The organism is Klebsiella sp. WP8-S18-ESBL-06 (assembly GCF_014169755.1).
GTDB lineage: Bacteria > Pseudomonadota > Gammaproteobacteria > Enterobacterales > Enterobacteriaceae > Kluyvera > Kluyvera ascorbata_B.
In genome coordinates, this window is sequence record NZ_AP022256.1 from 2,898,531 (window position 1) to 2,921,281 (window position 22,751).

Consider the following 22,751-nt stretch of genomic DNA (forward strand, 5'->3'; position numbering starts at 1 on the left):
TGACAAAGAGTTACACCGTAACCTCTTCCGCCTACTGTACAAAAACCCTATACTGTATGAATTCACAGATTAATGGGTTTTATCATGACGGCGGAAGGTCATCTGCTCTTTTCTATCGCCTGCGCGGTATTTGCTAAAAATGCCGAACTGACGCCGGTACTCGCACAAGGAGACTGGTGGCACATCGTGCCTTCGGCGATATTAACTTGTCTGCTTCCGGACATCGACCATCCGCGCTCCTTCCTCGGGCAACGGCTCAGTTGGCTGTCTAAACCCATCGCCCGAATGTGCGGCCATCGCGGCTTTACCCACAGCCTGCTCGCCGTGTTCGGCGCGCTAACCCTTTTCTACCTGAAAGTCCCGGATAGCTGGATTGTCCCCGCCGATGCCGTACAGGGCATGGTGCTGGGCTACCTGAGCCACATTCTTGCCGATATGCTCACGCCCGCCGGCGTACCGCTACTCTGGCCGTGCCGCTGGCGCTTTCGTTTGCCGATTCTCGCACCGCGCAAGGGCAACCAATTAGAGCGCGTACTGTGCATGGCGCTGTTTGCCTACGCCGTTTTTATGCCGCAATCGCTGCCAGACAACAGCGTGGTGCGCTGGTCTTCGTCGATGATTAATTTGCTGCAAAACGACTTCGATCGCTTTATTAATCGCCGGGCTGAGCAATAATCCAGCGATAATGTCTTTTTTGGCATAATCCATTCCATTTGGATATAAGCGGACTTTTTTCAGTTCTGTTAACCTTCTCACATCCAGACAAATCTTTACGGGTTTGTCCTAAAAAGACACCCGCTGCGGCATCTTTACTGCCCGCAGACGGCGTGGAAAATACTTCAGGAGAACGGGGATGAACCTTCCATTAATCGCGAACGTCGTTGTGTTCGCCGTATTGCTGCTGGCGCTGGCGCAAACGCGTCACAAGCAGTGGAGTCTGGCAAAAAAAGTGCTGGTCGGTCTGGTTATCGGCGTGGTCTTCGGGCTTGCACTGCAGCTTATTTACGGGTCTGATAGCCAGGTACTCAAAGACTCTATTCAGTGGTTTAACGTTGTCGGCAACGGTTACGTACAGCTGCTGCAAATGATTGTCATGCCGCTGGTCTTCGCCTCGATTCTGAGCGCGGTGGCCCGTCTGCACAACGCCTCTCAGTTGGGTAAAATCAGCGTGCTCACCATTGGTACTCTGCTGTTCACCACGCTGATTGCCGCGCTGGTCGGCGTACTGGTCACCAACCTGTTCGGCCTGACCGCCGAAGGTCTGGTACAGGGCACCGCCGAGACGGCACGCCTGAACGCAATTCAGAGCAGCTACGCAGGTAAAGTGGCCGACCTCAGCGTTCCTCAGCTGCTGCTGTCGTTTGTGCCGAAAAATCCGTTTGCTGACCTGACGGGTGCTAACCCAACGTCAATCATCAGCGTGGTTATCTTTGCCGCTTTCCTCGGCGTTGCTGCGCTGAAGCTGCTGAAAGATGACGCGCCGAAAGGCCAGCGCGTGCTGACGGCTATCGACACCTTACAGGGCTGGGTAATGAAGCTGGTGCGTCTGGTCATGCAGCTGACGCCGTACGGCGTACTGGCGCTGATGACCAAAGTGGTTGCCGGTTCTAACCTGCAGGACATCATCAAGCTGGGCAGCTTTGTGGTTGCCTCATACCTGGGCCTGCTGATTATGTTCGTTGTGCACGGCATTCTGCTGGGCGTCAACGGCGTCAGCCCGCTGAAATACTTCCGTAAAGTGTGGCCAGTGCTGACTTTCGCCTTCACCAGTCGCTCCAGCGCGGCCTCCATCCCGCTGAACGTTGAAGCGCAGACGCGTCGTCTGGGCGTACCGGAATCTATCGCCAGCTTCTCCGCCTCTTTTGGCGCGACCATCGGCCAGAACGGCTGTGCGGGCCTCTACCCGGCCATGCTGGCGGTAATGGTTGCCCCAACCGTCGGCATTAACCCGCTGGATCCGCTGTGGATTGCGACCCTGGTCGGTATGGTCACCGTTAGCTCCGCAGGCGTTGCGGGCGTTGGCGGCGGTGCAACCTTCGCCGCGCTGATCGTCCTACCCGCGATGGGTCTGCCGGTCACGCTGGTGGCGCTGCTGATCTCCGTTGAACCGCTGATCGACATGGGGCGTACCGCGCTGAACGTCAGTGGCTCAATGACCGCCGGTACGCTGACCAGCCAATGGCTGCGTCAGACCGATAAAGACGTATTGAACAGCGAAGAAGATGCCGAGTTAGCCCACCGCTAATCTGTCGGGCTACCGTTATCGCCGCCCCTCTCCGGGGCACAAAAAAACCGCGGGTTAATCACCCGCGGTTTTTTGATATCCGGTGTTATACCTGCTACGCCTCAATGTCCCCTTCCTGACGCATCTGCACCGCCCAACGCTGGGCCGATTCCGGAACGCTGAACGCCTGAGAACGTCGAAACGCGCTGCCCATCAGCACAAACGCCACGTATTTGCCGCGCAGCAGCCACACGTCGCGAAAGCCTTCAACCTTCACAGCATGCTCGGGCGGAGCGGGTTCGGAACGGGGGACATAGCTGATAATCTGCCGATTTTGTTGGCGAAGCGGTTTCATAAGCAGTTAAATTCACAATCAGTAAGACAAAGCGGTAAACCCTTATGATAGCAGGATTCACGCGCAATCGTCATACACAAAAAAGCCCGACAGGGTGGCTGTCGGGCAAAGGGTTGAGGGGGTAAAACAAGGATTACACGTCGCGGAATGTACCGAGGCGGTAGCCTCTTTCCGCAATAGCATATTTCAACGACGCTGAGGTCAGTACATCCAGTTCAGCCAGACGCGGGTAGCAATACGCGCTGCCCATAATGGTGTTGTCGACAAACGCCGGATGGCACATCACTTCCAGCGACTGCTCGCCGCGCGCGGCAGAGCTATCCAGTACCTCAAGGAACAGCGCATCTGAGATAGCATCGCCATAAAACTCGCTGCTGAACCCTTCACTGCTGCGCAGCCCTTCCGGGAGGGTAAACGGATACGGAATGGTGCGGTCAACCCGCAGCGCAATGCCTTTGGATTTCGCAAACTCGGCCACCAGCGGGAAGATTTGCGGGATCATATGCACGTGATGATGGCTGTCAAAATGCGTCGGCTCAGCGTCGAACAGGTCGACAAAGCGCTGGTACTGACACTCCAGCTCGCGGGCAATCTCATCCATCGGCAACGCGTCTTCTTCCGCCATCTGCCAAATCCATTTGCCCAGCTTACCCTCACGGGTCAGACCCGGCATCGGCGTCAACGGTTCGCCCAGCGTCAATACGAAGTGCATCCCCACCGCCAGCGCTGGCGTGCGGCGGCTCAGTTGAGCCGCGTGGTCGATAGCCGCGCCGTTAACCAGCGCGGTGGTCGAGGTAACCAGTCCATTCTTACAGGCTTCGATAATGCCGTAGTTCTGCCCTTTGCTCAGGCCAAAATCATCGGCATTAACGATTAACAAACGCTCCATCATGCCTCCTGTCACTGTTTCAGTTTCTCCACGGTGGCGGCGAAGTTCGGCAACCATTTTTCATGGGCCAGAATCAGTTCGCGCGCCAGCACCTCTGCATCTTTATCAGAGTGGATAAGCGGGCTTAAGTTCAGCGCCAGCAGCACATCGTTGAATTCACCGCTGATAGCCGCCTGGCTAGCGGCAATTTCGAACCCTTTGATGGTGTGAATCAGGCCCAGCACCTTCTCATCGAAATGGGTCACACGCGGGTGCGGTTTCGCACCGTCGCGGCCCAGAATAGAAGTGACCTCAATAGCCCAGTCCGCCGGAATATTGTCAATGTGTCCCTGGTGCGGAATGTTGACGTAGTGTTCGGTCTGCTTATCGTTGTAGATAGCGTTGATCACTTCACACGCCGCGTCGGAGTAATACGCTCCACCGCGCTGTTCCAGCTCCTTCGGTTTGACGTTCAGATCCGGATTCTTGTACAGCTCAAACAGCTGTTTCTCAACCTTCTGCACCACCTGCGCGCGCGCGCCGCCTTTGTAGTACTCGCCCATTTCGATAGCCAGCATCTCTTTCTGCTTGAAGTAGTACAGCAGATAAGAACACGGCAGCAGATTCAGGGAGCGCAGCAGCCCTTCGCTGAACGGCATGTCGAAAATGTTCTTCACCGTGTTGGCAGACAGCGTACCGGAGGCCACGCCGTCCAGCAGTTCGGCAAAACGGGACTCGCCGTTGACGATCACATCACGCACGAAGACCATGTGGTTCAGACCAAACAGGTCGATGGAAAGATCGTCTTTCTCAGTCAGTCGCAGCACGTCGGTGAAGAACATCTTCATGCCGATCGGAATGTTGCATACGCCAATAAAACGCTTGAAGTTGGTATGGCGATACACCGCCTCGGTCACCATCCCGGCCGGGTTGGTGAAGTTGATAACCCACGCGTTCGGGCAAACATCTTCAACATCTTTAATGATGTCGAAAATCACCGGAATAGTGCGCAGACCTTTAAACAGGCCGCCCGCACCGTTGGTTTCCTGGCCCAGGTAACCGTGGCTCAGCGGAATGCGTTCATCTTTTTCACGGGCTTTAAGCTGGCCCACGCGTAGCTGGGTGGTCACGAAGTCGGCATCTTTGAGGGCTTCACGGCGGTTCAGCGTCTTATAGACCTTCATCGGCACGCCGGCCTTTTCTACCATGCGCTCACAAAGTGCGTGAATGATGTCCAGCTTCTCCTGGCCATCTTCCACGTCCACCAGCCACAGTTCGCTGACCGGCAGTTCATGATAGCGCTTGAGAAAACCTTCCAGTAATTCCGGCGTATAGCTGCTACCACCACCAATTGTGACGACTTTTAATTTCTGGCTCATACTTTTCTCCCTCGTGATCCACAAGTTAAACGTGGGTTACCCTCCACATTATGCGTGGATAGTTAAAGTCTTTAATTCAGAGCTGCGGCGAAATTCCGCAGCGCGTTATTTAATAACCGTCAGTTGCTTCCGATAATTGCTCGGCGTGAATGAGGTGAGCTTTTTGAATGTTTTAATAAACAAACTTGGGCTGCTATACCCTGACTCATAGGCAATATCGGTAATCGAGTAGTTGGTTATTTCAAGCTGTTTTCTGGCGAAGTTAATGCGGATATCATTAATGATCTGCATTGGCGTTTTGCCATAGTAGCGCTGGGTCGCTCGAGTTAAGTATTCCTGAGTTTTTCCGGATAACTCGACCATATTTTCCAGGGCACCTTCACCAAATTTTAATTTATCATGCATGGCTTCAACGGTGGATTTTAACCACGCTGGCGTAACATCCTGCGCCTGTTCTTCACGGTAATGCCGCAAGCGGTTAATCACATAGAAGGAAACCAGTTCAATAAATTCGTCAAATTCCGTTTCACGAAAATGCAGCGAAGAAATAACGGACTCAATGTAGCTGAGAAACGTGCTTTTAATCGAATAGACTTGCGAAGCAACCAAAGCAAACGGTACCAGCGCCTGATAATGGGTGTCGAAGAAGTCTTTGCTGATCCCGACGTTGAGGATCCGCGTCGCGCCAAACTCGTAAAAGCTCTGGTGGTGCGAACCCATCGGGATGAAAACAAAGTCTCCGCGCTCCAGCATGACCCGCTTGCCGTTTATCTCCTGATAATAGCGCCCGGTCAGTACGATGGTGAACTCGTAGTAGTCATGCTGGTGCAGCCCGCTGATGCTTTCCGTTTTGTTGTAGATGAAGACATGAAAATTCTTACCGTTAAAGAGCTGTTGTTCTCGGGCGGTGTTGATTTCCATGGTGATCATCTTTGGTTGCCTCATAGGGAAAAGCCTATTGTACCTTCTCGTGAAGTTCGATCAATTCAGCAACCAGCTCGCGCGCTAACATTGACGTCATAAGATGATCCTGCGCATGAACCAGCACCAGGCTAACCTTCATTCGGCCTTCACCTTCATCGCATTCAATCAGCTGCGTCTGTACGCGGTGTGCTTCGCTCAGCGCGATGCGGGACTGTTCCATGGTCGCCTTCGCGGCCTCAAATTCACCCTGCTTTGCCTGCTTCAGCGCGGCGTATGCCAGGCTACGCGCCTGACCTGAGTTGATAATCAGACCCATCACCACTTCTTCGAGATCGTTTTCCTGCACGTCCTCAGCAACAACATTATCCAGATCGAACATACTTATTCCCTTTTGTGAGGGCGGTATGGAGGTTCGCTCCATACCGCATTGGCATTAGAATTTCAGAGCAGCGGCGATGTCTTCTTCGCTTTCTTCTTTGTCAATGGTGGCCTGCGCTTTATTCGAGATAATCACGAACGGCATGTAGACCAGCGTTGCGACACCCAGGTTGAACAGCGCCAGAATCAGTGCGGCTACGCTACCGTTGGTGTTAAAGAATGCACCCAGACCGGTTGGCATTGTCCATGGCGCCACGTTGGTGATTGGCGGGATGATGCCCAGGGTATACGCGGTCATGGTAATCGCGGCCAGCAGCGGCTGAATCAGGATGAACGGAATAAACATAACCGGGTTCATGATGATTGGCAGACCGAACAGAATCGGTTCGTTAATCTGGAAGATGCCTGACGGCAGCGCCAGCTTAGCAACCTGACGGTGATCTTCGCGGCGAGAGGCGATGAAGATAGCGATGATCAGACCCAGCGTTGCACCCGTACCGCCGAGGAAGATGTAGGAATCCAGCATCGGCTTCGCCCACATGTGGAACTGGTGACCGGCGGCAACCGCGGCTTCAACAGAACCGTACTGCTGGTACAGAGAGATGTTTTCCAGCGCCCATGGGGTCATGATGCCGCTGTCCAGCGCGGAAAGCGCCAGGGAACCGTGCACACCGAAGAACCACAGCAGCGAGGTAAAGATAACGTAAGCCCAGCCCACGACGTGACCCATAGAAGCCAGCGGCGTAGAGATGGTGTCCATGATGATCTGGTGGAAGTTGGTGCCCCAGTGGGTCAGCGCCCAGGAGATAATCCCCATGATGGACAGAATAATGAACCCCGGGATAACCGCTGAGAACGAACGGGACACCGAGCCCGGTACGCTATCCGGTAAACGGATGACCCAGTTACGGCGCACCACAAAGGTGAACAGTTCGGCAACAACCAGACCGATAATGATACCGGAAATAATGTTTGCCCCGCCTAACCAGTTAGCGCCTACGGCATAGGCTTCGCCTACGCTGTACGGTGTAACGGTCATAAACGCAGCAATTGCAATTAAGCCTGCGGCCATCGGGTCAACTTTGCGTTCTTCGGCTAACGCTGAACCGATAAAGAAAGGTGCCATCAGCGACATAATGCCTAAGGTACCGTTATAAACGTTACCGCCGATGGCTTTAAAGCCGTTTAATGTTTCAATGGTGGACGCATCCAGACGAATGCCCATTGAATAGAAGAATGACCCCTCACCAAAGCTCAGAAAAACGTTGTTAATTAATACAAACATGGCCCCCGCGAGGGTCAGCGGCATTAATTTAATAAAGCCGTTTTTAATGGCATTGACGTGTGGCTGCTTTCCTATTTTAACAGCAAAAGGAAGGAGTACCTTTTCAAGCGAATCGATCACTTTACTCATAGAAAAATACCCTTAAAGGGCCGCAATAAAATTGCGGCGATTAAATATGAAATAACTCTTTGACGGGAAAAATAAAAAAATTACTGCGCAGCTGCTTTTTTAATTGCAGCAACAGCTGCCTTAAGCACACCTAAACCATCGACCTTGCCATACAGCGTTGAATCAATAACCTCAACCGGCTTGTTCGGTAAAATCTTTTTAATATCGTTCAACATATAGGCGATTTGCGGGCCGAGTAAAATAACATCAGCCTGCGGACCTTTCTCACCGGCAAATGTTTCCGAGAAGGCTTCAATCACGACCGGTACTTCGTATTTCTCAGCCTGTGCACGCATTTTGGATACCAACAATGAAGTGGACATTCCGGCAGAGCAAAAAAGATAGATATGTTTCTTTTCCATTCACGCTTCCTCAACTTGTGAAATCTGTCATCATCGGGCGATGTTCCATGTGCCCATAACCCTCGTATGTAACAGATGAGTTATCTACTGTTTATGCCTTGAGTATACGGCAACAATTTGCCTACCGATAATTCCTAAGACCCAAAAATTGTCTCTCATTGACCTCTTGTTTTGACTACCTTCACACTTTACTCAAAATAATTCGCGACAAGAAATAAGCATGACATCTGATAAAAAAGCCCGACGCGAAGGTCGGGCTTTCGTAGATGTCCTCTGGATGCGCGATTATGACTTCTTAACCGCCGGATCGGTATCGTACTCAGCGCAGGTCTGATAGCCGGAATTGATAACGTGACCGGTGTCATCCAGGGCCACAAAGTAGGTTTCAGCTTTACCATCACGTTGACCCAGGATATAGGTCTGGCACGTGCCGCGTGCGTGGATCATCGTCACTTCCGACGACGGCTTGCCGGCGACCTGCATCACCTGTGAACGGCTCATCCCTTTTTTCACATCTTTCACAACCGGCTGTGTGAACTGGTCTTTGGTACGATCGTAAGCGGTACAGCCTGCCAGCATTGCCAGTACGGCTGCGGCCCCCAGAAGTCCTGCAACATGCTTTTTCATCTTCCCTCTCCTTTCGTTCGATGTTTTTTAAGCCTGGAATAAATATTGCTAATTATCAACCGATACGCCGAAATCAACGCCAATCAGGTTAATGAATCGGATTTATTTACCTCTGGTAAAACTGTGATCCTTGTCGTTTTACCGTCAAAGAGGTAGCTTTAACACTTTGTTCTGATGGGCTATCGGCAAGGCTGGCACACTCATTCCGGAGGGGTAAATGGCATTACAGCAAGAGATCATTCAGGCGCTCGGCGCAAAACCACAAATAGATGTACAAGCAGAGATCCGCCGCAGCGTGGATTTTCTCAAGGCATATCTGAAAACCTATCCGTTTATCAAATCCCTGGTGCTGGGAATCAGCGGCGGTCAGGATTCGACGCTAACCGGCAAGCTGTGCCAACAGGCCATTAACGAGCTGCGCGCGGAAACCGGTGACAGTGCGCTGCAGTTTATCGCGGTCCGCCTGCCCTATGGCGTGCAGGCCGACGAACAGGACTGTCAGGATGCCATCGAATTTATTCAGCCGGACCGCGTACTGACGGTCAATATTAAGGGAGCCGTGCTGGCCAGCGAACAGGCGCTGCGCGAAGCAGGCATTGAGCTGAGCGACTTCGTTCGCGGCAATGAAAAAGCCCGTGAGCGCATGAAGGCCCAGTACAGCATCGCGGGGATGACCCACGGCGTGGTGGTCGGTACCGATCATGCAGCGGAAGCGATAACCGGCTTCTTCACCAAATACGGCGACGGCGGCACCGACATTAACCCCATCTTCCGCCTCAACAAGCGCCAGGGCAAACAGCTGCTCGCCGCGCTGGGCTGCCCTGAGCATCTTTATCTGAAAGCCCCCACCGCTGACCTTGAAGATTCCCGCCCTTCTCTGCCGGACGAGGTCGCGCTGGGCGTCACTTATGACAACATTGACGACTATCTGGAAGGTAAAACCCTGGCGCCTGAACAGGCGAAGATTATCGAAGGCTGGTATCTGAAGACGGAGCACAAACGCCGTCCGCCGATTACCGTTTTTGATGACTTCTGGAAGCGATAAATGAGAAAACCGCCGGAGCTGCCCATAGCCATCGGCATTTATGGGCAACTTCGGCGGTCTTAAGATCGTATGCCGGGTCGATTATTCGGCAGGCGCAGGAGGCATTTTACCTTCCGGTGCATTATGTTCTGTCAGACGCTTCTCAAAATTAGCATTAAACTGCTTTTTCTGTTCCGGCGTTAAAATGTTGTAAATCTTGTTCTGGGTTTCCAGACGAGACAGCATCATGGTCTTATGCTGCTCTTCCATCTTGTTAATCTGTGCTTCAGCCTTAGCTTTGTCGAAGCTGTCGCTGGCAATCAGGCTGTGCATTGCACGCATCTCTTCCTGCGGCGGGCGTTTCATGTGTTCGCGGCTGTCTTTCATAATGTCGCGAATCTGCTGTTTCTGTGCATCGGTCAGGTTCAGCCCCTGGAACATCATATCGTGACGTGGGCCCATCTTACCTTTGTGATGATGCATCATCTTACCGGCCGGCTGCGTCGCATCTGCCGCGGTGGTCGTGGTGGTATCCGCAGCGTGAGCCAGATTAGCCGCGCCCAGAGCCAGGGTAGAAGCAACAAACAGTGCAGTTAATTTTTTCATCATCAAGTCCTTACTTTCAGTTATTCTGACGGCGCATTGCCGTGTTGACGAGATTAACTTTACGGGGTTTATCGTCAAATAATCAGAGTGTAGGTAAAACAATGAAAGTGTAAAAAACAATTTTACGACAATTATGAGGAAATTAAGGATAAACTGTGGAGAGTTGCAACAAAAATATGCAATATGCTGATTAAGAAGAGATTTTGAAGAAGTATAAAGCAAGCATGTTTATTAATAAAGCAAAACACCAGGAATATTCTGCAATATCCTCGAGGAGAAATAATAAAAAGCCGCAACACCATGATGTGCGGCTTTTTTATATTATGGGGGAAGACGTTCAAGCATGAGCCCCGCCCGCATACCCAGCGCGACGTCAGGGTTAGGAAACAGCACGTACTCGCAGGGCGATTGCACCACGTAGCGGATCTCGCCGTCCTGCGCCAGCAGCGTCCCTTTGGCAAACGGCGTAAAGTTCAACGTCTGTGCCGACATGTGCAGCTGGAACTCAGCGCTGCGACGCGTTATTTCTTGTACCACCCGGTAGTTGAGCGGCGGCGTTGCACAGCCGCCGCCGCGCTCGTCCGCCAGCAGATTGGCCAACTGTCGTTCCACCAGGGCAAACTGACTCAGATCGTTTTGCCCAAACGGCCGCGCTTTACCCAGCTCCAGCGTGCATGACAGCGCCGCAAAGGCCTCGCTAGTAAAATGGCTGAACGTGCCGCCCGGTGCCTGATGAAACACCAGCGCCTGAAGCCCCGCTGAGCCTAACCAGCTTAAAAACTCCGGCTCCCAAGGCAGCTCGCGCGCCGGCAGGACGCCAAAGCGCGGGTGATGTGAGCCGCGAATGGCGGTGTGCATATCAAGGTGCCAGCGCGTGTCGGCCGCACCGCGCTGGTAAAATGCCGTCACGGTCTGCTCCAGACTGGCGGCACGGATGGTTTCATCGCTGACCGGAAAATGCAGCCAGCGTCCGCCGAACATGCGGTTAAGATCGCTGTGCAGGTAGCGCTTGTTATCACGCAGCGCCGGCGGGTTACCTAACACCACCAGCAGATGCCAGCGTAGCGCCTGCTTGCCGCCGATCAGCGCGCTCAACAGTTTATCGAGGATTTCGACCGGTGCCGTTTCGTTACCGTGGATCCCCGCCGACAGCACCATCGCCTGCGAGCAAGGGCGGTGCGGCGTCAGCTGCAGCACCCCCGCTTCTCGCCACTCCCAGTGAAACGTGCCCATGTCCCCTTCGGGCTGCGACGGCAACCGCCCCGCCAGCGTTAATGCCAGAAACTGTTTCATGCCGCCTCCTTAACGCTGAAAGGGGTAGAGGGAACCCAGCTGTAAAATTTGCGTCAGACGGTCGAGCGCTTCGCGCCCTTCTGTCAGCAGCAGCGGATCGGCAAGATCGGCCTGAGTCAACCGATCGCGATAATAGCGGTCGACCCAATTATTGAGCGTGGCAAACAGCGTATCGTTCATCATCACCGCCGGGTTTACCGCCCGGCGCTCATCTTCGGTCAGCACGACCCGCAGACGCAAGCACGCCGGGCCGCCACCGTTGGCCATGCTTTCGCGCAGATCAAACACCTTTAGCTCGTCGATAGGATTATCCTGCGCCAGCAGCGTATTCAGATAACGCCAGACGCGCGGGTTCTCCTCCACTTCTCCCGGCAACACCAGCAGCATGCTGCCGTCAGGCTTACTCAGCAGTTGGCTGTTAAACAGGTAGGTCGCCACCGCTTCCGCCACCGTCACCTTCGCACGGGGAACTTCGATGGGCATAAACCCCGGCACTTTATGCGCCAGCAGCTGCAATAACGCCGGCTGGTCAACAAACGCCTGCTCATGGCAAAACAGCACCTGGCGGTTACTGACGGCGATAACATCATTATGAAACACGCCACCATCGATCGCCTGCGGATTTTGCTGGGCAAAAATCACCTGATTGGGATTGATCTGGTTAAGCCGGGCCACCGCTTCGCTAGCGGCGCGGGTCTGCCGCGCCGGATAGCGCTGCGGTGATGTGCTGGCATGCGCATCACGGCCGTAGATAAACAGCTGAGTGCCCGGCTGCCCGTAATCACGCCCCAGTCGATTATGGTTTGCCGCACCTTCGTCCCCCATCGATGTGCCCGCAGGCAGCGGGCCATGTACCGCAAACTTATCCGGATCGGCAAATATCGCCTGCAGGATGGCCTGGGTGGTGGGCGCTTCGCTGGCGCGATGCAACAGGCTGCTCAAATTGGCAACCGTCAAATGGACCTTTCCGTCCAGCGCGTCGGCGGAGGGGCATACCGTCGCCGCATTCGCCACCCACATCGCCGACGCCGAACTGGCGGCGCTGAGCAGCGCTGGCGCCTGCGTGGCGGCTTTCGCCAGCACCTGCTCGTCGCGGCCGCTAAACCCAAGCTGACGCAGCAGCGCCACGTTGGGCCGTTCCTGCGGCGGAATCACCCCCTGCGGGAAACCGGCATCAGCCAGCGCCTTCATTTTCAGCAGCCCCTGTCTGGCCGCTCGCTGTGGATTCGACACCTGATGTTGATTACGCGTCGACGCCTCGTTGCCAAACGACAGCCCGGCGTAGTGGTGCGTCAGACCCGGCAGGCCATCGAAGTTAACCTCCCAGGCGTTCATGAGGGCACCTCACGCTGAAAATCCAGCCCGGGATTAAGCGCGGCAGGCAGCACCAGCGTCGGCGATTCGAGGCTGGCCATTGGCCATGCGCAATAATCCGCAGCGTACCAGGCACCTGGACGATGGTTGCCCGATGCACCCACGCCGCCAAACGGTGCGGTGCTGGCCGCGCCGGTTAACGGTTTATTCCAGTTCACGATCCCGGCGCGCGCCTCCAGCAGCAGACGGTCAAACTTGTGCCGGTCCGGCGAAATCAATCCGCAGGAAAGCCCGTAACGCGTCGCGTTCGCCAGCGCGATAGCCCGATCGAAATCATCATAACGCCAGACGCCCAATAGCGGGCCAAAGACCTCTTCATCAGCCAGATCGCGCGCTTCGCTCAGATCAACAATCCCCGGCGTGAGCAGCGATGTTCCTGGCTGGAGAAGACGCGGGGCCAGCAGCGTCACGCCGCCCTTTTCCACCTGCATTTGCCAGGCCTGATACACGCGTTCGGCGGCCTGCGCAGAAATCAGCCCACCGATAAACGGCTGCGGTTCAGCGTCCCAGGCGGCAGGAATAATCCGTCCGCTCACCTCGACCAGCCGCTGCAGGAACGCATCGCCCAGCGCGCCGCGTTTCACCAGCAGACGGCGCGCGCAGGTACAACGCTGACCGGCGGTGATAAACGCCGACTGAATGGTCAAATGTACGGCAGCGTCAATATCCGCAGGTTCATCGACGATAAGCGGGTTGTTGCCGCCCATTTCCAGCGCGAGTATCTTCTGCGGCTGACCGGCCAGCTGACGATGCAGATGGAAACCGGTCGCCGAGCTGCCGGTAAACAGCACGCCGTCGATTCCCGGCTGGGCGCTCAGCGCCTCCCCGGTCTCCCGCCCGCCCTGAACCAGGTTAAGTACGCCCGGCGGCAGCCCCGCCCGTTCCCACAGTTTCACCACCGCCTGCGCGCAATCTGGCGTCAGTTCGCTGGGTTTAAACACCACCGTGTTGCCTGCCAACAGCGCCGGTATGATATGCCCGTTCGGCAAATGACCGGGAAAGTTGTAGGGACCGAAAACCGCCAGCACGCCGTGCGGGCGGTGCCGCAGCGTTGCGGCCCCGTCGGCCATATCGGCCTGGCTTTCGCCGGTCCGGCTGTGATAGGCCTTCACGGAAATGGCGATTTTGTTGATCATCGCCGCCACCTCGGTCGCCGCTTCCCAGCGCGGTTTGGCCGTCTCGCGTGCCAGGGTTTCCGTCAACCCCGCCTTATTCGCCTCAAGCAGCCCGGCAAAGGCCTCAACAATCTGCTGACGTTCGCCGAACGGCCGGCGCGCCCAGGCGGGAAACGCCGCCCGCGCCGCGTCCACGGCCAGGGTCACCTGCTGCACGCTCGCGTCGTACCCCTGCCACACCGTTTCACCGCTTACCGGGTTTGCGCGCTGGCGACGCGGGCCATCGCCAGCAAGCCAGGTTCCATTAATCCACAGGCTCATTATTTTTTCTCCTCTGGGCACAGGCGCACCAGGCGTACGTTATCGCCAGGATGGCAGTTCAGCGCATCTCGCTGTTCGGCGCTTAAGCTCAGGCTGTCACTCGCCGGGTCAGCGTGAACCAGCATGGCGCGATAATGCTGGTACTGTTCGTTAGCCACTACGCACAGCGGCAGGTCGCCGCCGCCGGGTTCGCCTTCAGCCACCGTCACCAGACGGCTTTTACGCACCGCGCGCACCCGGTCAATTTCACATTCCAGCGTCGGGCCACCGTCGAAAATGTCGACATAGTCACGGTAGCGAAAGCCTTCTTTTTCCAGCACCGCCCGCGCGGGAGCCGTTTGCGGATGCACCTGGCCTATCACTGCCCGCGCTTCTTCGCTCAGGAAATCGGTGTAGATCGGATGCTTTGGCATCAGCTCAGCGATAAACGCCTTTTGCCCGGTGCCGCACAGGTAATCCGCGCGAGCAAACTCCATAGAAAAAAAGCGTTTGCCCAGGCTTTCCCAGAACGGCGAATAACCGTGCTCATCAATTACCCCGCGCATTTCCGCCACCACCTTGTGGTTAAAGCGATCGCGAAAAGCCGCCATAAACAGAAAACGCGACGAGGACAGCAGGTGGCCATTACTTTCTTTGCGCCACGCCGGGTCGAGAAACAAGGTACACAGCTCGCTGCTGCCGGTATGATCGTTGGTCAGGAACAGCGTCGGCAGCGCGTTATACACGTTCAGCTCCTTCGAGGCATGTACCAACGTACCGACCCGGTAGTTATACCAGGGATCGTTGATGCCAACGGCGACCTCAATCGCGCACACCCCAACCACCGCGCCGCTGCGGGTATCTTCCAGGACAAAAACATAGCCCTGGTCGCCGCGCGGCAGCGTGCCCTGCCAGGTGGCCTGCGAGCGGGCGATACGCGCCGCCAGGGTCTGTTTGTCGGCCGGCAGTGAGGTCAGCCCGCCGCCCGTTTCCCCCGCCAGCGTATAGAGGCCGGGCAGATCGTCTACGCCGACCGGACGGATAATCATCATGATGATTCTCCCGCAATGAACCGTTCACAGGCGGCGGCGAAGCGATTGAGGCCAAGGGTCACATCGTCTTCTTTGATAATCAGCGCCGGCGCAAAACGCACCACGTTAGCCCCGGCAATCAGCACCATCAGCCCCTCTTCAGCCGCCAGTTGGCTTATCAGCTTCGCCTTCCCGGCATACTCATCCCGCAGCGCGCAGCCAATCAGCAGGCCAACGCCGCGGATCTCTTTAAATAACGCAAACTGGTGGTTAATCGCCCGCAGGCGTTCTTTGAACCACTGTTCGCGCTGCTTCACCCCGTTTAACACCTGCGGCGTATTCACGATCGACAGCACTTCACCGGCCACCGCACAGGCCAGCGGGTTACCGCCATAGGTGGTGCCGTGCGTCCCCACCGTCATCACGCTGGCATACGCATCGCGTGCCAGCAGCGCGCCAATCGGGAAGCCACCGCCCAACGCTTTGGCGGTCGTCAGCAGATCCGGCGTCACGCCATAATGCTGATACGCATAGAGTTCTCCGCTACGCCCTACGCCGGTCTGCACCTCATCAAAAATCAGCGCCGCGTGGTGACGATCGCACAGCGCGCGTAGCGCCTGTAAAAATTCACCCGATGCCGGTATCACGCCACCTTCGCCCTGGATAGGCTCCACGATAACGGCACAGGTATCGTCATCAATCAGCACGCTGGCCGAGTCGATGTCGTTATATACCCCGTGACGGATCTCCCCCGGCAGCGGCGCGAAGTCCTGCGAGTAGGCGGGCTGCCCGCCGGCGGTTACGGTAAACAGCGTGCGGCCGTGAAACGCATTCTTAAAGGCCACGATCCCACTCTTATGGCTGCCAAACTTGTCGTGCGCATACTTACGCGCCGTCTTCAGTGCCGCTTCGTTAGCTTCGGCGCCGGAGTTACAGAAAAACACGCGGTCGGCAAACGTGGCATCGATCAGCTGCTTTGCCAGTCGCAGCGCCGGTTCGTTGGTGTAGCCATTACCGGTATGCCAGAATTTTGCCGCCTGCTCGGTCAGCGCACGTATCATCGCCGGGTGGGCGTGTCCCAGCGCATTTACCGCGATACCGCCAGCAAAATCGATATAGCCTTTCCCCTGTTGATCCCACAGCCAGGCGCCCTCACCGCGAACCGGAATAAACGGTGCCGGTGCATAAACCGACATCATCCACTGATCAAAATCTTGACGGCTGATTGACTGAGACATAGCGACCTCTACAGGTAAATGAATGGTTTAATTTATGTTAATTATTTGAGTGTTTTTCACTGTAAATGTAGATTGCACGGTTCGTGCCAGCGAGAGAGAAAACTGCATAAACGCGGACTGCAAACGAAATATCAATAGGTTACACACCATCACCATTCAATAAATGTGCATAAAAAGTGAATATTAAGGCATTAACGGCGCTTTGCAGGGCAAAATTAAGAAATGTTATGCATCGGCAAAATATCATTCTGGATTTGTGATCCACTACGAAATTTATCGTAGCTTTACGCTTCATCACGGCGCAGATTGCCTCAACCTGGTGCACATTTTGCTCGGGAAGATGGCAGCAGCCATCAAAGAAATTGGCGATACCGCGGAGTGAAGGCAGCGGCTGACGTTAAATTCTGCTACTATCCCGTCACAATTCACTCTGCAAAGTGGCAACGACTATGAAATTTGTCTCTTTTAATATCAACGGCCTGCGCGCCCGTCCTCATCAACTGGAAGCCATTGTCGAAAAGCATCAGCCCGACGTGATTGGTCTACAGGAGACAAAAGTTCACGATGACATGTTTCCTCTGGAAGAAGTGGCAAAGCTCGGCTATCACATTTTCTATCATGGCCAGAAAGGTCACTATGGCGTGGCGCTGCTGACCAAGGCCGAGCCGGTGGCGGTTTATCGCGGCTTCCCGAACGATGGCGAAGATGCCCAGCGCCGCATTATCATTGCCGAAGTGCCGTCGCCGTTTGGCAACGTGAAGGTGATCAATGGCTACTTCCCGCAGGGAGAAAGCCGCGATCACGAAACCAAATTCCCGGCCAAGACCAAGTTCTATCAGGATCTGCAGGATTACCTGGAAACCCGGCTGAACAAAGATAACCCGGTACTGATTATGGGGGATATGAACATCAGCCCGACCGATCTCGACATCGGTATCGGCGAAGAGAACCGCAAGCGCTGGCTGCGCACCGGTAAATGTTCGTTCCTGCCAGAAGAGCGTGAATGGATGCAGCGTCTGCTCGGCTGGGGTCTGGTGGATACCTTCCGTCACGCCAACCCGGAAACCAACGACCGCTTCTCGTGGTTTGATTACCGCTCCAAAGGGTTTGACGACAATCGTGGCCTGCGCATAGACCTGCTGCTGGCCAGCCAGCCGCTGGCAGCACGCTGCGTGGAAACCGGCATCGATTATGAGATCCGCGGGATGGAAAAACCGTCGGACCACGCGCCGGTATGGGCGACGTTTAAATAATCGGTTGCCGCGCGGCGCGCTTTGCTGACGTAAAGGGCGTCGCGTTAACGCAGCTTTGTAAAAATCCTGAGCAAAATCAACAAACAGGCGCGAAATCCTTGCCGAGGTGGCCGTTCTATAATACCGTCGCGCGCACCTTTTCTTCCCGGCAGGAGGACCCCCATGCAAAAGAAGTCGCAACCACGCAGCCGTTAAGCTCCTGCTGATTGTTGCCGTTGTCGCACTGCTGTCCTTTCTGATACACCGCATCGGCCTGATTGAGCTGGTCACCCATTTACGTCAATTACAGGATACCGTGCAGCAAAGCGGCGCGATGGGCTATGCGCTTTACATCACCCTGTTTGTGCTCGCGTCGCTCTGCCTGCTGCCGGGCAGCGTCCTGGTGCTGGCGGCGGGCATGGTATTCGGCCCATGGCTCGGTACGCTGCTGTCGCTTATCGCCGCGACCGTTGCCTCGGCGCTCTCTTTTTTGCTGGCCCGCGGGTTGGGACGCGCGCTGGTGCTCAAATACGTCGGCCATACCCGCACCTTTCAGGCTATCGAGCGCGGCATCGCCCACAGCGGCATTGATTTTCTGATCCTGACCCGACTTATCCCGCTGTTTCCGTATAATATTCAGAACTACGCGTACGGCTTAACGTCGATGCCCTTCTGGTCATACACCCTGGTTTCTGCGCTCACCACCCTGCCGGGGATTGTTATCTATACGTTGATGGCCAGCAAACTGGCGGCGGAAGGCATCACCCTGACCTTTGTGCTTCAGCTTAGCCTTGCCGGGCTGGTGCTGTTTGCGCTGGTACAGGCGGCCAAGGCTTACGCACGCCATAAGCACATTGCGCTGGCCGAAGAGGACGAGAAATGAAGCCTATCTGGTACGCCCGACTGCTGATGATTGCCGCGCTGACGGCGCTGGTGCTCGCATGGCTATTGATTCCCGGCGTACATGCGTTCGTTCGCGATAGCCTCGATGCCTTTCTGGCGGTAGACCAGCAGGGCATCGAGCGTTTTATTCGCGCCTACGGTTCGCAAGCGGCGATCGTCTCGTTTCTGCTGATGATTTTTCAGGCTATCGCCGCGCCGCTGCCGGCGTTTTTGATCACCTTTGCCAACGCCTCGCTGTTTGGCGCATTCTGGGGCGGCGTGCTCTCCTGGAGCAGCGCGATGGCCGGCGCAGCGCTATGTTTTTATATTGCGCGCATTATGGGCCGCGGCGTGGTAGAAAAGCTCACCGGAAAAGCGGTGCTCAACGGCGTCGACGGTTTTTTTGCACGCTACGGTAAACACACGATCCTTATCTGCCGCCTGCTGCCTTTCGTGCCGTTCGATCCGATAAGCTACGCCGCCGGGCTAACGTCAATGCGCTTTCGCCACTTTTTGATTGCCACCGGCCTCGGTCAACTGCCCGCCACCATCATCTATTCGTGGGTCGGCAGCATGCTTACCGGCGGCACGTACTGGTTCGTGACGGGGCTGCTGATTCTGTTCGCACTGACTATCGTTATCTTTGTCGCGAAGACATTTTATCTCGAACGCCAGAAGAGGAAATCCTGATGCGTTATCACGGAGCACACCGTTACCTGCGCGGCGCGCTGCTGGGCCTGCTGTCGCTATGTTCATCGGCGGCCATCGCCGCCGACTGGCAGCAAATTGAACATGAAGCCAAAGGCCAAACCGTTTGGTTCAACGCCTGGGGCGGCGATGAAGCGGTCAATCACTACCTGGATTGGGTCAGCGGTGAAGTGAAGCGTGATTACGCCATCAACCTGCGGATTGTGCACATTGCCGACGCGGCGGATACGGTTAAACGCATCCAGTCCGAAGCCCGTGCCGGGCGTACCCAGCGCGGCTCGGTCGACCTGCTATGGGTCAACGGTGAGAACTTCCGTACGCTTAAAGAGGCCAACCTGCTGCGCACCGGCTGGGCAGAACAGCTGCCAAACTGGCGCTATGTCGATCTCAGCAAGCCCGTACGTGAAGACTTTTCCGTGCCGGTCGAGGGCGCTGAATCACCGTGGGGCAGCGCGCAGCTGACCTTTATCGCCCGTCAGCAGCAAACGCCGCAGCCGCCGCAATCACCGCAGGCGCTGCTCGATTTTGCCCAGGCGCATCCAGGTACGGTGACCTACCCGCGTCCGCCGGACTTTACCGGCACCGCGTTGCTCGAACAGCTGCTGATCAACCTGACCACACAACCCGACGCCCTTAAGCTGCCACCGGACTCCCAGAGCTTTGCCGCCGTTACCGCGCCGCTGTGGGCTTATCTCGACCGGCTGCATCCGCTGATGTGGCGCCAGGGCAAAGATTTCCCGCCCTCGCCCGCGCGGATGGATAGCATGCTGGCCAACGGCACGCTACGCCTGTCGTTGACCTTTAACCCTATGCACGCCAGACAGAAAGTGGCAAAAGGCCAACTGCCGAAGGACAGCTACAGCTTCGGCTTCCGCTCCGGGATGCTCGGCAACGTTCACTTCGTCACCATTCCGGCAAATTCCTCGGCCAGCGCCGGAGCGCAGGTGGTGGCGAATTTCCTGCTGTCGCCGACGGCACAACTGCGTAAAGCGGACCCCGCCGTATGGGGTGACCCGAGCGTGCTCAACCCGGCAACGCTCAGCGCCGGCCAGCAAAAAACGCTGCGGGCGCTGATGCCGGAAGATACGCCGCCGGTGCTGGCTGAGCCGCACGCTGCCTGGGTGAACGCGCTGGAGCAGGAATGGCTTCGCCGCTACGGTACGCACTGATTCTGCTGTGCTGGGGCATGATGCTGGTCATCTATCTGCCCCTGCTGCCCGCTGCGGGTGTGCTCTTCACGCCTGTGCTATCGCTATCCTCATGGCAACAGCTGCTGGCGGATCCTCAACTGCCTCAGGCTGCAGCGGCGACGTTTATCTCAACGCTGATTGCCGTCGGCGGCGCGCTGCTGTTAACCCTGCTGATTATCGCCACCCTTTGGCCCTCTCCCGCCTGGCAGCGGCTGGCCTCGCGTCTGCCGTGGCTGCTGGCGCTGCCGCATGTGGCCTTTGCCAGCGCGGCGCTGCTGCTGTTTGCCGAAGGCGGCGCGCTGTATCGGCTGCTGCCGGCCCTGAGCCCGATTCAGGATCGCTATGGCATCGGACTCGGGCTGGTGCTGGCGGTGAAAGAAAGCGGCTTTCTGCTATGGGTCTGTTGGGCGCTACTCGGCGAGCGGCGGCTGGCGGAACAGGTGGTGGTGTTCAAAAGTCTCGGCTACGGGCGCGGCCAGTGTCTTAATCGGGTGATCCTGCCCTCGCTGATGCCATCGCTCAGCGTTGCGCTGCTGGCGACCACCGCCTGGACGCTTTCAGTGGTCGACGTCGCCATGATAGTCGGCCCGGGGAACCCGCCGACGCTGGCCGTCCTGGCCTGGCAGTGGTTGAACGACGGCGACGTCGACACGCAGGCCAAAGGCGCACTGGCCTGCCTGCTGTTGCTGGCGGCCCTCGCCGTCATTGCCAGCGCCGCCGCGCGACTGTGGCGGTACGGGCAAAACCGCACGCCGCACTTTGACGGCGAACGGCAGCCGCATTTCCCGTTGCTACCGGGGCGCAGCCTGGGGCAACTTCTGCCGCTGTGCGGCCCGCTTTGCGCGCTGTTCCTGCTGGCGCTGGCGCACGGCGCGCTGCCCGGCCAGGAAACGATCGGCAACAGCCTGTGGCTGGCGCTGCTGTCGGCCACGATTGGCGCTGTCGTCTGCCTGCTGTGGCTGGAATGGGGGCCAGCGCGGCATCAGCGCTGGCTGGATCTGCCGCTGCTGCTGCCGGCGCTGCCGCTGGCCGCCGGGCAGTATCAGTTAGCGCTGTACGGCTGGGTAGACGGACTGTTCAGTACCGTGCTGTGGGGACATCTGCTGTGGGTCGTCCCCTGGATGCTGTTTGTACTGCGTCCTGCCTGGCGGCAGATAGACCCGCGCCAGACGCTGCTGGCACACACGCTGGGATGGGGGCGCGGGCGCGTCTTTTTACAGCTAAAGTGCCCGCTGGTCATCCGCCCCCTGCTCTCTGCGTTGGCCGTCGGCTTTTCCGTCAGCATCGCGCAATATCTCCCCACGCAATGGCTCGGCGGCGGGCGCATTCCCACGCTCACCACCGAAGCGGTCGCGCTGAGCAGCGGCGGCGCCACCGCCACGCTTGCCGCTCAGGGACTCTGGCAAACGCTGCTGCCGATGTTCTTCTTTTTGTTAACCGCGCTACTGGCGCGGCGAATCAGCCATTTCAGACGAGGGCTACGCTGATGCTACAGGTGCAGAATTTAACGCTCATGCAGGCAGAGCAGCCCCTGCTGCGCGAGGTTAACTTTAGCGTCGCGCCGGGTGAAATTGTGACGCTGATGGGGCCTTCCGGCTGCGGAAAATCGACGCTCTTTTCGTGGATGGTTGGCGCCCTGGACGGCGCGTTCCGCAGCCAGGGCCAGCTGTGGCTCAACGGCCGCCGCTGCGATGCGCTGCCTACCGAGCAGCGGCGCATCGGCATTCTGTTTCAGGACGCGCTGCTGTTCGATCATCTGAGCGTTGGGCAGAATCTGCGGCTGGCCCTGCCCGCCAGCGTGCCGCGCAGCGCACGTAATGCGCAGGTTGAACAAGCGCTGACCCACGCGGAGCTGGCCGGGTTTTTCTCGCGCGATCCGGCGACGCTTTCCGGCGGTCAGCGCGCCAGGGTGGCCTTGCTCCGCGCTCTGCTGGCGCAGCCGGATGCTCTGCTGCTGGATGAACCGTTCAGCCGTCTCGATCAACAGCTGCGCGGCAGCTTTCGTCAGTGGGTCTTTCACGCGCTACGCGCGCAGCAGATTCCGGTCGTTCAGGTCACCCACGACCCGGACGATGTGCCGCCGAACGGCCGCTGTTTACCGCTCGCGGACTGGCGCTGACGCGGTAAATACTGCGTTAACGCAAGGTATTTCTTTTAGCAGAGGTTCAGAATGACGCTCCTTTTATCT

The 22,751-nt window shown here is 56.9% G+C and carries 24 protein-coding genes; 9 read left to right on the forward strand and 15 right to left on the reverse strand.

Annotation, left to right across the window (positions count from 1 at the left end):
* The first annotated feature begins 84 nt into the window (after window positions 1-84).
* Both H7R76_RS13915 and H7R76_RS13920 read left to right on the forward strand, forming a co-directional pair.
* Window positions 85-675: a metal-dependent hydrolase gene (locus tag H7R76_RS13915; RefSeq protein WP_106926559.1), complete on the forward strand. Its 591-nt coding sequence runs from the start codon at window positions 85-87 to the stop codon at window positions 673-675.
* Window positions 676-853: 178 nt separating this feature from the next.
* Window positions 854-2,245 (forward strand): L-cystine transporter, encoded by a 1,392-nt coding sequence (locus H7R76_RS13920; RefSeq protein ID WP_106926557.1) that lies wholly within the window; start codon window positions 854-856, stop codon window positions 2,243-2,245.
* 94 nt (window positions 2,246-2,339) lie between these two features.
* On the opposite strand, the gene cedA is transcribed toward H7R76_RS13920, so the two are convergent.
* From cedA to osmE, 8 genes are all read right to left on the reverse strand, one after another.
* The gene (gene cedA, locus H7R76_RS13925; RefSeq protein WP_106926555.1) at window positions 2,340-2,579 is read right to left on the reverse strand and encodes a cell division activator CedA; all 240 of its coding nucleotides are present in this window, start codon (window positions 2,577-2,579) and stop codon (window positions 2,340-2,342) included.
* A gap of 133 nt (window positions 2,580-2,712) precedes the next feature.
* Window positions 2,713-3,468 carry a chitin disaccharide deacetylase gene (gene chbG / locus H7R76_RS13930; RefSeq protein ID WP_106926553.1) on the reverse strand — a complete coding sequence of 252 codons (756 nt, stop codon included), beginning with the start codon at window positions 3,466-3,468 and terminating at the stop codon, window positions 2,713-2,715.
* Window positions 3,469-3,479: 11 nt separating this feature from the next.
* A complete protein-coding gene (locus H7R76_RS13935; RefSeq protein ID WP_182965548.1) occupies window positions 3,480-4,826 on the reverse strand; it encodes a 6-phospho-beta-glucosidase in 1,347 nt (448 codons plus the stop codon).
* 105 nt (window positions 4,827-4,931) lie between these two features.
* Window positions 4,932-5,756 (reverse strand): transcriptional regulator ChbR, encoded by an 825-nt coding sequence (gene chbR, locus H7R76_RS13940; protein ID WP_106926549.1) that lies wholly within the window; start codon window positions 5,754-5,756, stop codon window positions 4,932-4,934.
* Between the two features lie 25 nt (window positions 5,757-5,781).
* On the reverse strand, window positions 5,782-6,129 hold the full coding sequence (gene chbA / locus H7R76_RS13945; protein WP_182965550.1) for a PTS N,N'-diacetylchitobiose transporter subunit IIA: 348 nt from the start codon (window positions 6,127-6,129) through the stop codon (window positions 5,782-5,784).
* Window positions 6,130-6,183: 54 nt separating this feature from the next.
* Window positions 6,184-7,542, reverse strand: coding sequence for a PTS N,N'-diacetylchitobiose transporter subunit IIC (gene chbC / locus H7R76_RS13950; protein ID WP_106926545.1), 1,359 nt, complete (start codon window positions 7,540-7,542; stop codon window positions 6,184-6,186).
* 80 nt (window positions 7,543-7,622) lie between these two features.
* A complete protein-coding gene (locus H7R76_RS13955; protein WP_182934707.1) occupies window positions 7,623-7,943 on the reverse strand; it encodes a PTS sugar transporter subunit IIB in 321 nt (106 codons plus the stop codon).
* A 285-nt stretch (window positions 7,944-8,228) separates the two neighbouring features.
* Window positions 8,229-8,570 carry an osmotically-inducible lipoprotein OsmE gene (gene osmE, locus H7R76_RS13960; protein ID WP_182929054.1) on the reverse strand — a complete coding sequence of 114 codons (342 nt, stop codon included), beginning with the start codon at window positions 8,568-8,570 and terminating at the stop codon, window positions 8,229-8,231.
* 217 nt (window positions 8,571-8,787) lie between these two features.
* On the opposite strand from osmE, the gene nadE reads away from it, so the two are divergent.
* Window positions 8,788-9,615, forward strand: a complete 828-nt coding sequence (gene nadE, locus H7R76_RS13965; protein ID WP_106926539.1) for an NAD(+) synthase — start codon at window positions 8,788-8,790, stop codon at window positions 9,613-9,615.
* Between the two features lie 81 nt (window positions 9,616-9,696).
* Here nadE and spy read toward each other — a convergent pair whose 3' ends face one another.
* The 6 genes from spy to H7R76_RS13995 all read right to left on the reverse strand — a co-directional run bounded on the left by spy (window position 9,697) and on the right by H7R76_RS13995 (window position 16,551).
* On the reverse strand, window positions 9,697-10,203 hold the full coding sequence (gene spy / locus H7R76_RS13970) for an ATP-independent periplasmic protein-refolding chaperone Spy (RefSeq protein ID WP_181357992.1): 507 nt from the start codon (window positions 10,201-10,203) through the stop codon (window positions 9,697-9,699).
* A gap of 318 nt (window positions 10,204-10,521) precedes the next feature.
* A complete protein-coding gene (astE, locus tag H7R76_RS13975; RefSeq protein ID WP_182965552.1) occupies window positions 10,522-11,493 on the reverse strand; it encodes a succinylglutamate desuccinylase in 972 nt (323 codons plus the stop codon).
* A 9-nt stretch (window positions 11,494-11,502) separates the two neighbouring features.
* A complete protein-coding gene (astB, locus tag H7R76_RS13980; protein ID WP_182965554.1) occupies window positions 11,503-12,828 on the reverse strand; it encodes an N-succinylarginine dihydrolase in 1,326 nt (441 codons plus the stop codon).
* The gene (gene astD / locus H7R76_RS13985) at window positions 12,825-14,303 is read right to left on the reverse strand and encodes a succinylglutamate-semialdehyde dehydrogenase (protein ID WP_182965556.1); all 1,479 of its coding nucleotides are present in this window, start codon (window positions 14,301-14,303) and stop codon (window positions 12,825-12,827) included. The genes astB and astD overlap by 4 nt, the downstream gene beginning before the upstream one ends.
* Window positions 14,303-15,334 (reverse strand): arginine N-succinyltransferase, encoded by a 1,032-nt coding sequence (gene astA, locus H7R76_RS13990; RefSeq protein WP_106926530.1) that lies wholly within the window; start codon window positions 15,332-15,334, stop codon window positions 14,303-14,305. The genes astD and astA overlap by 1 nt, the downstream gene beginning before the upstream one ends.
* Window positions 15,331-16,551: an aspartate aminotransferase family protein gene (locus tag H7R76_RS13995; RefSeq protein ID WP_182965558.1), complete on the reverse strand. Its 1,221-nt coding sequence runs from the start codon at window positions 16,549-16,551 to the stop codon at window positions 15,331-15,333. Before H7R76_RS13995 ends, astA begins: the two co-directional genes overlap by 4 nt.
* A gap of 449 nt (window positions 16,552-17,000) precedes the next feature.
* On the opposite strand from H7R76_RS13995, the gene xthA reads away from it, so the two are divergent.
* Window positions 17,001-17,804 (forward strand): exodeoxyribonuclease III, encoded by an 804-nt coding sequence (gene xthA / locus H7R76_RS14000; protein WP_182965560.1) that lies wholly within the window; start codon window positions 17,001-17,003, stop codon window positions 17,802-17,804.
* Window positions 17,805-17,919: 115 nt separating this feature from the next.
* On the opposite strand, the gene H7R76_RS14005 is transcribed toward xthA, so the two are convergent.
* Complete coding sequence (locus tag H7R76_RS14005) at window positions 17,920-18,078, reverse strand: hypothetical protein (RefSeq protein WP_181357991.1); 159 nt, start codon at window positions 18,076-18,078, stop codon at window positions 17,920-17,922.
* Here H7R76_RS14005 and H7R76_RS14010 point away from each other — a divergent pair.
* Genes H7R76_RS14010 through H7R76_RS14030 form a run of 5 tightly spaced genes read left to right on the forward strand, consistent with a single transcriptional unit; the run spans window position 18,004 to window position 22,682 of the window.
* A complete protein-coding gene (locus tag H7R76_RS14010) occupies window positions 18,004-18,666 on the forward strand; it encodes a TVP38/TMEM64 family protein (protein ID WP_106926522.1) in 663 nt (220 codons plus the stop codon). The genes H7R76_RS14005 and H7R76_RS14010 overlap by 75 nt on opposite strands.
* Window positions 18,663-19,355, forward strand: a complete 693-nt coding sequence (locus H7R76_RS14015; RefSeq protein ID WP_106926520.1) for a TVP38/TMEM64 family protein — start codon at window positions 18,663-18,665, stop codon at window positions 19,353-19,355. The genes H7R76_RS14010 and H7R76_RS14015 overlap by 4 nt, the downstream gene beginning before the upstream one ends.
* Entirely contained in the window at window positions 19,355-20,542 is a 1,188-nt protein-coding gene (locus tag H7R76_RS14020) for an ABC transporter substrate-binding protein (protein WP_420258334.1), read from the forward strand. Before H7R76_RS14015 ends, H7R76_RS14020 begins: the two co-directional genes overlap by 1 nt.
* Entirely contained in the window at window positions 20,515-22,050 is a 1,536-nt protein-coding gene (locus H7R76_RS14025) for an ABC transporter permease family protein (RefSeq protein ID WP_182929061.1), read from the forward strand. The genes H7R76_RS14020 and H7R76_RS14025 overlap by 28 nt, the downstream gene beginning before the upstream one ends.
* Window positions 22,050-22,682 carry an ATP-binding cassette domain-containing protein gene (locus tag H7R76_RS14030; protein WP_106926516.1) on the forward strand — a complete coding sequence of 211 codons (633 nt, stop codon included), beginning with the start codon at window positions 22,050-22,052 and terminating at the stop codon, window positions 22,680-22,682. Before H7R76_RS14025 ends, H7R76_RS14030 begins: the two co-directional genes overlap by 1 nt.
* Window positions 22,683-22,751: the final 69 nt, after the last annotated feature.